Here is a 13,600-nt window from a genome sequence, read left to right as displayed (position 1 = left end):
CCGGGCTGGACGCGTACATCGTCCACTGGAACACCAAACGACGCCAGAAACGACTCGGGGGACACACCCCGGAGGAATTCCGGAACATGTCCCCCACAGCCTGATCAGGTACCCTTAATAAACCACGTCCAGCAATCGGGGCGCAGTTCAGACGAGGGGGCTGTCGAACGCAGTGAGACTGGGGGAGAGATAGCTGGAACGTAACGGTTCCCGGTATCTCTCCCCCAGTCCGCTTACGCGGACAGCCCCCTCGTCAGAGGGGGCCAAAGAAGGAGCGGACAGCCCGGCCGCAATCACGGACGGCCTACGGCCGACCTCAATCGGATCAGTGTTCGGGATCGATGGTCTTTTCGATCTGCTGGACGACCTCGGGCTTGGCCGGCTCGACCGGGACCTCCTTGACGCCGCTGATGTCGTCGAGCGGCTTCGTCGGCACTTCGGCCGGCGAGCTCGGCACGGTGTCGAGGCGGCTTTCGGCGGCCTCCACGTACTTGCGCGGCACGACGTAGACGGGGCCGACCGAGTGCTGCAGCAGGCCCTGGCTGGTGGAGCCGAGCAGCAGGCCGGTGAAGCCGCCGCGTCCGCGGGAGCCCACGACGACGACGTCATGGTCGTAGCTGGCCTTGGTGAGCGCGTCCACGGCGGAGCCGGGCACGATGCGCTTCTCGATCTTCAAATCCGGGTACTGCTCCTCGAGCGGCTTGACGCGCGTCTCCAGATCGTCCATGAAGGAGGCGTACACCTCGTCGTCGGCGCCCTTGACCTGCGCCGCCGCGGAGATGACGTCGAGCTCGGCACCCCACGCGTGCGCGAAGGAGGCGGCGATGTCGAGAGCCTTCAGACCCCACTTGGATTCGTCGGAGCCGACCGCCACCTTGGTGATCGTGTTGTTGAGGTGCATGAGGTTGCCGTCGTCGTCGGTGTAGGGCACGACGACGATCGGGCAGTACGCGTAGGCGGGCAGCGAGGAGGACGTGGTGCCGAGCAGGCGCTCGGCGAGGCCGCCCTTGCCGCGGTTGCCGATGACGATGAGGTTGTAGTTGCGCGACAGTTCGACGAACACGGACGCCGGGTCGCCGGTCACGATCAGTGTGGCCGCCTGGACGCCCTGCTCGTCGGCGATGGCCTTCGCCTTGGACAGAATCTCCTGCGCGTCGGAATGAGCCGCGTTGTCGTCGCCCATCGCGGTGTACGTGGCGTCGAAGCTGACGGCTGCGTAGCTGGGCAGGGAGTATGCGCAGACGATCTGCAGCGTCAGTCCCGCATGCTTGGCATAGTTCGCTGCCCACCAAGCGGCCTTGTAGCTGGCATTCGACCCGTCAACGCCGACGAGTATGGCCTTGTCGTTGATCATGACGACCTCCTTGAGTTATACGCGATGCCGTCATGCCGTGGCGACATCGCCCCCTGTGCGTTCCACAATACCCCGTTATGGGCGTATATCGCGTGTCATCCGAGTGAAATAGTTCACTCGTGTCGCGGGTCTCTCCCTCAGACCGCCTGCGGCGGCCAGCTCCCTCATCAGAGGGAGCCACACAGCCGGATCCGTCGCACGGGCTCTCCCCCGGACCACCTATGGCGGCCAGCTCCCTCATCAAGGGGATCCCCACAGGCCCAGGAAAACGGAAAACGCGCCTTCCCGGGGGGAGGCGCGTTTTCCCAAGAAACGAAGCGATCCGTAACCGAACCGCCGGGTGTCGGTATTACAGGACTCGGCGGATGGAGTAGCTGGCACCGGCGAACACGTAGGCGACGGCGTTGGTGCGGATGCCGTCCGCGTAGGTCTCGGCGTCGACGATCATGCCGTTGCCGAGGTAGATGCCGGAATGGTTCGCATTGGCGAGGATGTCGCCCGGCTGGGCTTCGGCGAGGCTCGCCACGGGGGTGCCGACGGTGGCCTGCGCGCCGGAAGTGCGCGGCAGGGAGATGCCGTTCTGGGCGAAGACGTACTGCACGAAGCAGGAGCAGTCCATGTTGTACGGCGGGTTGCATCCGCCGTAGACGTAACGGTCGTCGGCGGCGATGGCCAAGGCGAGCGAGATGACGCCCTGCGCGTTGCCGGTCGGCGTCGGCAGGCTGGAGGTGTCGACGGAGGCGTCGCGGCTGGCGGAACGGCTGGCAGCCTGGGACTGGGCCTGCGCGGTGGCCGCGGCCTGGGCGGCCTCTTCGGCGGCCTTCTTCTCGGCTTCGGCCTTGGCCTCGGCGTCCTTTTCGGCCTGGGACTTGGTCTGCGGCACGTTCAGGGACTCGATGCCGCCCCAGTTGGAATCGGACTCCACATCGGTGGAGGTGGATTCCTTGAGCAGGTTCTTGCGTGCGGTCGTGGTCTTCGGGAACGAGCGCTCGGAGGTGACCACACCGGAGGTCTGATCGGCGGCGGTGGCGGCCGGAGCGACGGCGATGAACGTCGCGCAGGCTGCGACGGCCGCGGTGAATGCGATTACGGTTTGCTTCAAATTCTTCATCGGAACCTTACGGTAGCACCCGGGGTGCCCGGGGAGCGGAAAGCGAATCGGTAAGCGGAATCTCCGGCGATGCATCGGATGCATCGGAGACCGGACGTATCAGTGGTCAGACGTATCAGTAGTAGTCAGACGTATCAGTAGTGGATGTACTCGAAGTCGGAGACGTTCGTGTAGGTCTTCGAGTAGGTCTTGCCGTTCATCACGGAGCCGCACTCGGACGTGACGATGGAGCCGTCGGCGTTGATCTTCTCGACGATGGCGACGTGGCCGTACGTGGAGTCGGTGCCCTCCTGGCCGGCGCGGAAGACCATGATGTCGCCCACGTGGCGCGGCGTGTTGTCGACCCAGTAGCCGAGGGCGCGCGCGGAGTTGGCCCACATGTTGCCGTTGCCCATGTGCGAGCCGACCGGCAGGCCGAGCTCATGACGACGCACGTACACCCACCAGGTGCACTGGCTGAATTCATAGGCGTTGCCGACATCGCCGGTGGCGTGGTTCGGGTCGAAGCCGGCAGGCAGCAGGTTGGAATCCTCGTCCATGAGCTTGGCGACGTTCTCGTTGTTCGCGAGGGACTTGGACATCTGCTTGAGGTCAATCGAGGTGCTGGCGTCGCCGAGCGACCAGGTGCCCTCGTTGGAGGTCTGCTGGGTCTGCGCGTCGGCGTCGGACTGCTGCGTGGCGTCACTGCCGGCCACGGTGCTGGAGACCGTGTCGCCGGTGCCGGTGAGCGGGGTGCGCACGTCGGAACGGGAGGCCGCGCCCTTGACCGCCTGAATCTGCGTGGTGGTCGTCGCGGCGTCCTCGGCGACGGACAGGCCTTCGTCGGCGGGGCTGGCGAAGGCGACCGCGGTGGCCGCGGTGCCGGCCAGGGCCGCGAGGGACGCGGAGCCGACGATGAAGTTGCGACGTTCGGCCGCACGGGCCGCCTCGCGGATGGCGCGGCGCGACATCGGCGCGAGTTCGTTGAGCTTATCGGCCACCGCCTCGTCGAGACCGAGCACGGCGCCGTTGTTCCCCGCCATCTGCATGGCAATCACGGTGCCACGCGTGTGGGTGCCGCGGGAACCGGAGAACAGACCCATCAGGCTGTTCGATCCGTTGCCCTTGGCGGAAGTTCCGGCCGCCTTATGTGCCGCATGCCTCATACAGTATCAGCTCCTTGGTGGGTTGGGAGGGCACCTCTGCAGACGGCACCCTTCACCGTCACAATTCGCCACCCTACAACGACCCCCGCCCTCAGGCAAATCCCCTAGGGGGTGTCGAACCGGTTCGAGCCCTCCCCTCCCGCACCTCTCCCTCGTCTCCCCCCGCGTCCGCCCATCGGCCGCCGCGCGGTCGATATATGGAGCACGCGACCTGAGCACCGAAGGATTGGCTAGGGTGGTGCGCATGGCCAATACAGTGAACATCCCCTCCGACATGCTGCCCGAGGACGGCCGATTCGGCTCCGGGCCCAGCAAGATCCGCCCCGAACAGGTCGCCGCGCTCGATGCCGGCGCCACCACGCTACTGGGCACCTCCCACCGTCAGACCCCGGTGCGCCAGCTCGTCGGCTCGATTCGCGAAGGCCTCGAATCCTTCTTCCACGTGCCGGACGGCTACGAGATCGCGCTCGGCAACGGCGGCGCCAGCTGCTTCTGGGAGATCGCCTGCGCCTCGCTCATCACCCGTCAGGCCGCGTTCGGCACGTACGGATCGTTCAGCGCGAAATTCGCCGCCTCCGCCGCGGCCGCGCCGTTCCTCGAGGATCCGGTCACCTATCAGGGAGAGCCGGGCACGTACCGCCTGCCGGAGCCCACCGAGGACGTGGACGCCTACTGCTGGGCGCACAACGAGACCTCCACCGGCGTCGCCGCCCCGGTGCGCCGCGTCGAAGGCAGCGTCGAGCAGGGCTCGATCACGCTGGTCGACGGCACGTCGGCCGCCGGCGCGCTGCCCGTCGACGTCAGCCAGACCGACGCCTATTACTTCTCCCCGCAGAAGGCGTTCGGCTCGGACGGCGGCCTGTGGGTCGCGGTCCTCTCCCCCGCCGCCGTCGAACGCGCCGCACGCGTCGAGGCGAACGTGAGCCTTCCCGGCGCGAGCCGCTGGGTGCCGCCGTTCCTGTCGCTCACGAAGGCGCTGGAGAACTCGCGCAAGGACCAGACGCTCAACACGCCCGCCGTCGCCACGCTCATCATGATGGAGAACCAGGTGCGCTGGCTCAACGACAACGGCGGCATGGACTGGGCGGCCGCGCGGTGCGCCAAGTCCGCGTCGCTGCTGTACTCCTGGGCGGAACGCTCCGACTACGCGAAACCGTTCGTCTCCGACGAGGGCGCACGCTCCCACTCGGTCGTCACCATCGACCTGGACGACGCGATCGCCGCCTCCGACGTCGTGGCCGCGCTGCGCGAGAACGGCATCGTCGACACGTCCGGATACCGCAAGCTGGGACGCAACCAGCTGCGCGTCGGCGTGTTCCCGTCGGTCGAACCGTCGGACGTCGCCGCGCTCACCGGATGCATCGACTACGTTGTCGAACACCTGTAGCCGAATCGGGCCGGAACCGCGCGACCGGGGCGGAACCGCACGCGGCGCATGCTCGGCGGCGTGCGGTAAGGTGGTCGCTGTGAAATTGCGATTCGCCCCGATACTCGACCCCGCGGTGCGCAGGCCGGCGCCCAAACCGGTGCGTGTGGATCTGCGCACCGTGTTCCTCATCGGCACCGGCCTGTGGTCCGTGGCGTTGATCGCATGCTTCGTCCTCGACGCGCTCGGATTCGACGTCGCCACGCCGCTGATCATCTGCGCGGCTGGCGTCGTCGTCGGCGTGCTCATGCTCATCTGGGAGCATTTCGACCGCTGGGACTACCGGCGTCTCGGCCAGTAACGCCTCAGCGGGCGACGGGCAGGGTGAGGGTGAACGTGCTGCCCTGGCCGGGCGCGGACCATACGGCGACGGTGCCGTGGTGGGTGAGCGCCACATGCTTGACGATCGACAATCCCAATCCCACGCCGTCGGCGGTGCGCGCGCTCTGGTCGGCGCCGCGGTAGAACCGTTCGAAGATGCGCGACTGCTCCCGCTTCGGAATGCCCTTGCCCTGGTCGATCACGCGGATCACCGCGTGACGGCGCATCTCGTCCGCCTCCACGGACACGCCCACGTACCCGCCTGACGGCGAATACTCGATCGCGTTCTCGACGAGCTTGGTCAGGGCCGTGCGGATCTGGCCGGAATCGCCGTTGACGACGAGCGAATCGTCGCCCTCCACGTTCACGTCCACGCCGAAATCGGCGATCTCATGCGCAAGCGACACCTTCACCGCACGCACCTCGTCCATCACATTGAGACGGTTCGCGGCGGACGGCACGATCGGCTCCTGCGCCTTGATGAGCAGCAGCAGGTCGGAGACCATGTGGTTGAGATGGTTGCTGGTCGTGCGCACCTCGCGCGCGTCCGCCTCGATGCGGGCGCGGTCGAGCCCCTTCCCGTCCTCGCCGTCGTGCTCGAGATCGTCGGCGAGACGCGACAGCGCCTCGGTCGGCCCCAGCAGCTGTTCGGACACGTTGATGATGAACGAGTCGCGGATCTGCGCGAACCGCACCGTCTCGCTCACGTCGTCGATGAGGACGACGACGTATCGCTCCCCCACGCGCCCGACCGTCACCTTCAGCCAGTTCGGGCGCCGCACGCCGGGCCGCGCGCCCGGCGCGACGCCCGCACCGGAGCGGTTCGTCGCGTCGTCGTCGCCCGACGCGACGAACCGTTCCGGCGTTTCCGTCTCCAGGTCGAAACGGCGCCTGCCGCCGGTGGCGAACACCTCGCGCACCGTCTCCACCACCTTCTCGTTGACGATGCTGTCGTCCTGGACGATGCCGAGACGGTACGATTGCGGGTTCGCGCGCACCACGTCGCCGTCGCGGTCGACGATCAGCGACGCGCTCGGCAGGATCGACAGCAGCGCCTCCGTCGACGCGTCGAGATCGTCGTCGCCGTCCGCGGCGTCGCGGCGTTTGCGCAGACCGCGCGTTTTGCGTCCGATGAGGTTGCCGAGCCATTCCGTGAACGACGCACCTCCCAGCAGACGCTCCACAATCGGTTCGACATGGTCGATGATGAACAACAGGACGGCGAGCGCGATGGCGAGACCCATCACGCCGAAGACCGACGACACGATGATCGACGGCACCGGGGAATCATACATGCGCTCCATTCTCCCACACCGGGCGTGTCGGAAGCGGCGACATGCCGTGTAGTTGAATATCCGGTGAACGTAGTGGTGAACATGCAGCCAACAGCAGATGGCGATTGCGCTACGTTGTCGCGAAAGCGGGAGTACTCGCATAAAATGGGAGAGGTTGCCGTGAGGTACGGGCTACGCCTGACCGTCGCCCGTCCATGGCCGAAGAAAGATGAAAGGCTGAAGACAATGCGCGTTATCTTTAATGAAGAGCTCAAGGCCGTGGCCGACGACCTTGACCGCATGGCGCAGGGTGTGCGCAAGTCCATCCGCGGCGCCGGCGACGCCCTGCTCAAGCAGGACGTGGAGGCCGCCCAGACCGTGATCGACGGTGACATCGAGCTGGACGCCCTCGAGGAGAGCGTCGTCGACCAGTGCGTGAAGCTGCTGGCCAAGCAGAACCCGGTCGCCACCGATCTGCGCGTCGTGGTCTCCACGATGCGTCTGGCCACCACGTTCGAGCGCATGGGCGATCTCGCCAAGCACGTGGCCGAGACCGCGCGCCGCGCCTACCCCGCCTCCGCGCTGCCGGAAGGCGCGAAGGAGACGTTCCAGCAGATGCAGGACTTCCTGGACGAGACCTCCGACGACGTGGTGAGCATGCTCGCCGACCGCGACGCCAAGACCGCCGAGCGCATCATCGCCAACGATGACAAGCTCGACGCCCTGCACCACAAGACTTTCGAGTTCGCGCTTGACGAAAGCATGGAGATCAGCCGTCAGCAGCTCATCGACGTCGTGCTGCTCGGCCGCTTCCTCGAGCGCCTCGGCGACCACGCGGTCTCGGCCGCGCGTCGCGTCGTGTTCATCGTCTCCGGTTTCGATCCGTCGAAGGAGCCGAGCCGTGACGAGGAAGGCTCGATCGAGTAAGGTTCCGTCCGGCTGTCCGGACGGATAACGAATTTCCTCCCTAGGGAGGACCCGGAACGGCGCAATGGCCTTGATTGGTCTTGCGTCGTTTTGTTATATGCGGATGGCTGGTTCAGCACCCCCTCAGTCCGGCGAAGCCGGACAGCTCCCCCTGAAAGGGGGCGCAGGCCACGTCATATGCGCCCCCTTTCAGGGGGAGCTGGCGCGCGAAGCGCGACTGAGGGGGTATCTCCCCATACGCGAAGAGGGGACGCTCCTTCTCGGAGCGTCCCCTCTCGTTACCGTGATTCAGTGACGAATCGTCGGGCTCACTTCTGGCCCTGGGCGGCGACGGCGGCGGCACCGGCGGCGGCGGCCTCCGGGTCCAGGTACTCGCCACGCGGCTTGATCGGCTTGAAGTCCTCGTCCAGCTCGTACAGCAGCGGGATGGCGGTCGGGATGTTGACCTTGGCGATCTCCTCCTCGGACAGGTTGTCGAGCATCTTGACGATGGCACGCAGCGAGTTGCCGTGGGCGGCGATCAGGACGGTCTTGCCGGCCTTGAGCTCAGGCTCGATGGCGGACTTGAAGTACGGCTCGACGCGCTTGACGACATCGGCCAGGCACTCGGCTTCCGGAACCGGATCGCCGGTGTAGCGCGGATCGTGGTTCTGCGCGTACTCGTCGTTCGGATCGATCTCGGGCGGCGGGGTCGCGTAGGAGCGGCGCCACAGCATGAACTTCTCGTCGCCGTACTCCTGACGGATCTCCGTCTTGTTCTTGCCCTGCAGAGCGCCGTAGTGACGCTCGTTGAGACGCCAGTTGCGCTCGACCGGGATCCACAGGCGATCCGCGGCGTCCAGCGCGATGTTGGCGGTGTTGATGGCGCGACGCAGCAGGGAGGTGAACACGATGTCCGGGAGGACGTTCTTCTCCTTGAGCAGCTCGCCGCCACGCTTGGCTTCGGCTTCACCCTGCTCGGTCAGCGGGACGTCGACCCAGCCGGTGAACTGATTGGTTTTGTTCCATGCGCTCTGTCCGTGACGGAGCAGTACCAGTTTGTAAGACATACGGCCAGTCTACCGCCAGTCCGGCCCAGACACGAACAATAATCCCACGTTTCTCGGCAACGTTTGGGTAAACAATCGCGCGGATGGTCGGGCGGACACCCCCTCAGTCGGCCTCCGGCCGCCAGCTCCCCCTGAAGGGGGCGCAAGAGAGAGGACCCCGCGAACGCGGACCTTTTTCTGCTCCCCCTTTCAGGGGGAGCTGTCCGGCTTTGCCGGACTGAGGGGGTAACGGATACGAAGGCCCACCGATCAGGTGACGGCGGTGATGCTCCCGTCGGGAGCGATGGCGGCGGGGAACATGAGCAGGGCGAACGCGACGGCGAACCAGAGCGCGTTGATGCCGGCGAACCGCAGCGCGGCGCCGTACCGGCCACGGAACACGTTCGTCACCACGCCGGCGAGGAACGCCGCCCCCAGTACGGCCACGACCGTCAGGAACAGCAATCCCAACCCCCGCATACGCCCGATATGCCCGGTCGCAACGTACGACACCCAGTCGGAGGCGCCGATGCACGGGCCCAGATACAGGATCATCGACAGGATCCACTCCCCCGCCGCGCATACGACGAGCAGAATCCTCGCGCCCCTCGCACCCAATCGCACGGCCAACGTGCGTTTGCCGTGCACGCGGTCATCGTCGATGTCACGCAGATTGTTGACCATGAGCAACATCATCGCGTTGACGCCGCAGCAGACGGCGGCGGTGATCCCCGTCCCGTCGACGCCGTAGTCGCCGGTCCACAGCATCGCACCCACGGTCCAGCCGGCGGCGGCCATCGGACCGGGCACCGTGAGCGGCGTCTCGAACGCGATCCGCCACGTGCCGGGCATGCCGAAACCGTCGAAACTCCACGCGACCGCGAATTGCGTGCCGAGCGTGGCGACGAGGCCGAAGAACACGAACACGAACGGCTCGCCGAGTCCCGCGTACCCGTAAGGGTGACGGCCGCCGGTATAGAACCACCCGGCGATGACGCACAACGCGCCGACGCCGATCAGACAGTACTGCCCGGACAACACGGCGACGGCGAGACCGCACACGCAGGCGAGCGCGGCGGCGCAGCCAGCCGCGGCGAGCACGCGTCTCGGCGGCACCAGACCGGACGCGACGAGGCGGCGCGGCTTGCCGCTCGCCGCCTCACTGCCGCCGCGCGACGCGTCCGTGCCGCGGACGCCGTCGGAGTAGTCGTTCGCGAAATTGACGGCGATCTGGAGGAACAGGGCGACGCCGACGCACAGCAGCGTCATGCCGATGAACCGGACGAGCGCATCGTCGTAGGCGTACCAAGGGTCGAAGCACGGGCCTTTGGCCATCTCCATATCGGCCCAGACGCCCTCGTCGGTCGAGATGCAGCTGCGGGCGGACGAACCGAGCATCTGCCACGCGCAGGCCGCGCCGACCAGCACCGGCGCGATTGACGCGGGCAGCGTCTTCGGACGGATACCGGACAGCCAGAGGCGCAGTGACGCGTGCGCGCTGTTCGATGATTCCCGATTCATGATGTTTCCTCCATCTATGAATTGGCCCCCTCTGACGAGGGGGCCGAAAGTGATGCTATCAGGCGACGAGGGGCTTGACGAGCGGGAAGGTGATGGTCTCGCGGATCGTCGCGCCGGTCAGGGCGATGAGCAGTCGGTCGATGCCCATGCCCATGCCGCCGGCCGGCGGCATGCCGACGCCGAGCGCCTCGAGGAAGTCCTCGTCGATGTCGCACGCCTCCTCGTCGCCGGCGAGCGCGTCCTTCGCCTGGGCGACGAAACGCTCGCGCTGCACGATCGGGTCGTTGAGCTCGGAGTAGCCGGTGGCCAGCTCGAAGCCGCGCACGTAGAGGTCCCACTTCTCGACCACGCCCGGCTTGGAGCGGTGGCCCTTGACGAGCGGGGAGGTCTCGACCGGGAAGTCGCGCACGAAGGTCGGCTCGTAGAGCTTGTCCTCGTAGAAGTGCTCCCACAGGTGCTCGACGAGCTTGCCGTGGTTCTCGACCTCGTCGCGCTCGACGCCGAGCTTGTCGGCGATGGCGCCGAGATGTTCGACGGAGGTGCCCGGATGCTCGGGGCCGCCGTTCGGGACGATCTCCTCGCCGAGCGCCTCGGACAGGGAGTCGTACATGCTGATCGTGCGCCATTCGCCGCCGAAGTCGTATTCGGTGCCGTCAAGCAGCGTCACCTTGTGCGAACCGTACACGTCCATCGCGGTCTTCTGCACGAGCTCCTTGACGAGCTGGCCGATCGTGTTGTACGTGCCGTACGCCTGGTAGGCCTCGACCATCGTGAACTCGGGAGCGTGCGTGGCGTCGACGCCCTCGTTGCGGAAGTCGCGGTTGATCTCGAACACGCGGTCGATGCCGCCGACGAGGCAGCGCTTGAGGAACAGTTCCGGCGCGATGCGGAGGTAGAGGTCCAGGTCGAACGCGTTCATGTGCGTGGTGAACGGGCGGGCCGCGGCGCCGCCGTGCACGGTCTGCAGCATCGGGGTCTCGACCTCGATGAAGTCGTGGTTCGCGAACGTGTGGCGCAGCGAGGCGACCGCCTTGGAACGGTTGCGCACCATGTTGCGGATCTTCTCGTCCGCGATCATGCCGATGTACGGCTTGCGGGTGCGGGTGTCCTCGTTGAGCTCCTTGTGGAGGGCGGGCAGCGGCTGGAGCGCCTTGGCGGCGATCGCCCACTCGGTGGCGAAGACGGAGAGCTCGCCGGTCTTCGAGGAGATGACGCGGCCCTTCAAGTACAGGTGGTCGCCGAGGTCGACGAGCTGCTTGAACTGCTTGAGGGAATCGGCGCCGATCTCCTTCTTGGAGATCATGCCCTGGATCTTCGTGCCGTCGCCGGCGGACAGCTGCACGAAGTTGAGGCCGCCCGCGTTGCGGATGAACAGGACGCGGCCGGCGATGCCCACCATGTCCTCGGTCTCCTGGCCGGGTTCGAGCTTGCCGTCGTACTTGGCGCGCACGGATTCGATGGTGTCGGTCACATCGAGGTGGACCGGGTACGGGTTGACGCCGGACTCGAGCATCATCGCGCGCTTGGCGACGCGCATCTGCACCTGCTCGGGGTGGGCCAGCGGACCGAACTCCTTGTTGGACGGGTCGACGGCCTCGTCCAGGGTGGCGCCGCCCTTGATCTTCTCGCGGATGGTCTCATCCTGCTTGAGCAGCATCTCCGCGCGTTCCACCGTGGTCATCTGGGGGACGGCGTTCTCGACGTTCTCGTCCTCGTTTGCTTGGGATTCTTGGGTTTCACACATAGGCACACAGTCTAGCGAGAAGGCGATACACGGCGGGGAGCAGGGGGATGAATGGATGGGGCGGGTGCGACGGGGTCGCACGGAATCACCCCCTCAGTCGCGCTCCGCGCGCCAGCTCCCCCCTGAGGGGGCGCAGGGAAAAGCGCGGAAAACGGCGCGACACGCCGACGTTTGCATCGCTCGCCCAAACATGTAATATATCACCCGTTGCCAAACGGGCTGTAGCGCAGCTTGGTAGCGCGCTTCGTTCGGGACGAAGAGGCCGCGGGTTCAAATCCCGCCAGCCCGACAACTGAGGAACCGCTGAGAAATCAGCGGTTCCTTTTTTATTCTCTTTGGCCATGGTTCCCTCCCTGACTGTCACTGCCCCCGAAGGCCCGCCGCTCCAAATACGCAAATCCGGTATGGGGTGAGGAGTAGCGTTGCGTATAACGTTTGATGCAAACGTATTCAGAAAACGTGTTTATCAAACTTATTCGTACACCAAGGGGAATCATGAAGAGAAGTCTGCTCGCGCTGGCAGCCGGGTCGTTCATCCTCGGCGCCGCCGAATTCGTGATGATGGGCATCCTGCCGCAGGCCGCGGCCGCCACCAACGTGGATATCCCGACCGCCGGCCACTACATCTCCTCCTACGCGCTCGGCGTGTGCTTCGGCACGCTGATGCTCGTCGTCGGCCGCAAGACCCCGCCGAAGCGGCTCATCATCCTGTTCATGGTCATCGCGTTCGCCGGCAACCTGCTCTCCGCGTTCGCCGTCAACGCGCCCATGCTGCTCGTCACGCGCTTCATCGCAGGGCTCCCGCACGGCGCGTTCTTCGGCACCGCCACATTCGTCGCCAAGACGCTGGCCGACAAGGGCAAGGAGGCGCAATCCGTCTCGCTGATGGTGGCCGGACAGACCATCGCGAACATGCTCGGCGTGCCAGCCGGCACGCTGCTGGCCGAATTCCTCTCGTGGCGTCTCACGTTCGGCTTCCTCGCCGCATGGGCCGCGATGACGGTCGTCCTCGTGGCCGCCTGGGTCCCGGCCGTCGCACCGGTCAAGGACACCGGCATCAAGGGGCAGTTCCGCTTCCTCGCCAAGCCCGGCCCGTAGTTCATCATCGCGGCCATCTTCACCGGCAACGCGGGCGTGTTCTGCTGGTGGAGCTATGTCTCCCCGTGGCTGCAGAAGTCCGGCGGCTGGCAGTCCTCCCTGGTCCCGATGTTCATGATGCTCGCCGGTTTCGGCATGGTCCTCGGCGGACTGGCCGGCGGATGGGTCACCGACCACTGGCGTCACGCCGGCACCGCCGCGCTCGGCCAGTCGGTCTCCTGCCTCGGTCTGCTCATGGTGCTCGTCGTGCCGGGCAACCACGTCTCGACCACCATCCTCACCTTCTGGATCGCGTTCGGCCTGTTCTTCGTCAACGCGCCCCAGCTGCTGCTCATGGCCGAAGCCGGTCAGGGCGGCGGCGAGCTCATCGCCGGCGCCGCCGCGCAGATCGCGTTCAACTTCGGCAACGCCGTCGGTTCCGCGGTCGGCGGCATGACGCTCAACGCGTTGGCGATGAACTACCGGTTCACCGGTCTCGCCGGCCTGCCGCTCGGCATCCTCGGCGTCGCCCTGCTCGCCATCTACTCGTGGCGCTACGAGACCGACACCGACGCCATCCACCGTCTGCGCGAAGTCCACGTGTGAGAGCGGCCGTCGCGCACGCCACTCACACACGTCACGCCGCCCGCGCACCGCGCGTGGACGGCGTGC

11 protein-coding genes, 1 tRNA gene and 1 pseudogene are annotated in these 13,600 nt (G+C 66.4%); 6 read left to right on the top strand and 7 right to left on the bottom strand.

Annotated features, from left to right (window positions below; translation table 11 throughout):
- Window positions 1-104 (top strand): IS3 family transposase (locus tag AC1AYP_RS06840; RefSeq protein ID WP_476547207.1); only part of this gene is annotated, 104 nt, incomplete at its 5' end.
- A gap of 221 nt (window positions 105-325) precedes the next feature.
- On the opposite strand, the gene AC1AYP_RS06835 is transcribed toward AC1AYP_RS06840, so the two are convergent.
- From AC1AYP_RS06835 to AC1AYP_RS06825, 3 genes are all read right to left on the bottom strand, one after another.
- Complete coding sequence (locus AC1AYP_RS06835; protein WP_476503092.1) at window positions 326-1,354, bottom strand: universal stress protein; 1,029 nt, start codon at window positions 1,352-1,354, stop codon at window positions 326-328.
- Between the two features lie 349 nt (window positions 1,355-1,703).
- Entirely contained in the window at window positions 1,704-2,465 is a 762-nt protein-coding gene (locus AC1AYP_RS06830; protein ID WP_476544657.1) for a C40 family peptidase, read from the bottom strand.
- 134 nt (window positions 2,466-2,599) lie between these two features.
- On the bottom strand, window positions 2,600-3,610 hold the full coding sequence (locus AC1AYP_RS06825) for a CHAP domain-containing protein (RefSeq protein WP_476503090.1): 1,011 nt from the start codon (window positions 3,608-3,610) through the stop codon (window positions 2,600-2,602).
- Window positions 3,611-3,854: 244 nt separating this feature from the next.
- Here AC1AYP_RS06825 and serC point away from each other — a divergent pair, with 244 nt between their 5' ends.
- Together serC and AC1AYP_RS06815 are read left to right on the top strand one after the other, a co-directional pair.
- Window positions 3,855-4,997, top strand: a complete 1,143-nt coding sequence (gene serC / locus AC1AYP_RS06820) for a phosphoserine transaminase (RefSeq protein ID WP_476544656.1) — start codon at window positions 3,855-3,857, stop codon at window positions 4,995-4,997.
- A gap of 85 nt (window positions 4,998-5,082) precedes the next feature.
- Complete coding sequence (locus AC1AYP_RS06815; protein ID WP_476503128.1) at window positions 5,083-5,337, top strand: DUF2530 domain-containing protein; 255 nt, start codon at window positions 5,083-5,085, stop codon at window positions 5,335-5,337.
- A gap of 4 nt (window positions 5,338-5,341) precedes the next feature.
- Here the strand turns inward: AC1AYP_RS06815 and AC1AYP_RS06810 are convergent, their stop codons facing one another.
- Entirely contained in the window at window positions 5,342-6,652 is a 1,311-nt protein-coding gene (locus tag AC1AYP_RS06810; protein WP_476544655.1) for a sensor histidine kinase, read from the bottom strand.
- Between the two features lie 225 nt (window positions 6,653-6,877).
- Between AC1AYP_RS06810 and phoU the strand changes: the two genes are divergently transcribed.
- Window positions 6,878-7,558, top strand: a complete 681-nt coding sequence (phoU, locus tag AC1AYP_RS06805; protein WP_476547205.1) for a phosphate signaling complex protein PhoU — start codon at window positions 6,878-6,880, stop codon at window positions 7,556-7,558.
- A gap of 308 nt (window positions 7,559-7,866) precedes the next feature.
- Here the strand turns inward: phoU and AC1AYP_RS06800 are convergent, their stop codons facing one another.
- The 3 genes from AC1AYP_RS06800 to lysS all read right to left on the bottom strand — a co-directional run bounded on the left by AC1AYP_RS06800 (window position 7,867) and on the right by lysS (window position 11,851).
- A complete protein-coding gene (locus tag AC1AYP_RS06800; protein WP_034525883.1) occupies window positions 7,867-8,607 on the bottom strand; it encodes a phosphoglyceromutase in 741 nt (246 codons plus the stop codon).
- A 249-nt stretch (window positions 8,608-8,856) separates the two neighbouring features.
- The gene (gene menA / locus AC1AYP_RS06795; protein WP_476544695.1) at window positions 8,857-9,921 is read right to left on the bottom strand and encodes a 1,4-dihydroxy-2-naphthoate octaprenyltransferase; all 1,065 of its coding nucleotides are present in this window, start codon (window positions 9,919-9,921) and stop codon (window positions 8,857-8,859) included.
- 244 nt (window positions 9,922-10,165) lie between these two features.
- Window positions 10,166-11,851 carry a lysine--tRNA ligase gene (lysS, locus tag AC1AYP_RS06790; protein WP_476503087.1) on the bottom strand — a complete coding sequence of 562 codons (1,686 nt, stop codon included), beginning with the start codon at window positions 11,849-11,851 and terminating at the stop codon, window positions 10,166-10,168.
- A gap of 215 nt (window positions 11,852-12,066) precedes the next feature.
- Between lysS and AC1AYP_RS06785 the strand changes: the two genes are divergently transcribed.
- A tRNA-Pro gene (locus AC1AYP_RS06785) sits at window positions 12,067-12,140 on the top strand.
- A 206-nt stretch (window positions 12,141-12,346) separates the two neighbouring features.
- Window positions 12,347-13,534, top strand: a pseudogene (locus AC1AYP_RS06780) (MFS transporter).
- Window positions 13,535-13,600: the final 66 nt, after the last annotated feature.

The organism is Bifidobacterium sp. LH_424 (genome assembly GCF_056356895.1).
This window is presented reverse-complemented; position numbering and strand designations above follow the sequence as displayed.

Coding starts and splice junctions, on each gene's coding strand:
- AC1AYP_RS06835 (WP_476503092.1), bottom strand. CDS start 1,354: ATGATCAACGACAAGGCCATACTCGTCGGCGTTGACGGGTCGAATGCC.
- AC1AYP_RS06830 (WP_476544657.1), bottom strand. CDS start 2,465: ATGAAGAATTTGAAGCAAACCGTAATCGCATTCACCGCGGCCGTCGCA.
- AC1AYP_RS06825 (WP_476503090.1), bottom strand. CDS start 3,610: ATGAGGCATGCGGCACATAAGGCGGCCGGAACTTCCGCCAAGGGCAAC.
- serC (WP_476544656.1), top strand. CDS start 3,855: ATGGCCAATACAGTGAACATCCCCTCCGACATGCTGCCCGAGGACGGC.
- AC1AYP_RS06810 (WP_476544655.1), bottom strand. CDS start 6,652: ATGTATGATTCCCCGGTGCCGTCGATCATCGTGTCGTCGGTCTTCGGC.
- phoU (WP_476547205.1), top strand. CDS start 6,878: ATGCGCGTTATCTTTAATGAAGAGCTCAAGGCCGTGGCCGACGACCTT.
- AC1AYP_RS06800 (WP_034525883.1), bottom strand. CDS start 8,607: ATGTCTTACAAACTGGTACTGCTCCGTCACGGACAGAGCGCATGGAAC.
- menA (WP_476544695.1), bottom strand. CDS start 9,921: ATGGCCAAAGGCCCGTGCTTCGACCCTTGGTACGCCTACGACGATGCG.
- lysS (WP_476503087.1), bottom strand. CDS start 11,851: ATGTGTGAAACCCAAGAATCCCAAGCAAACGAGGACGAGAACGTCGAG.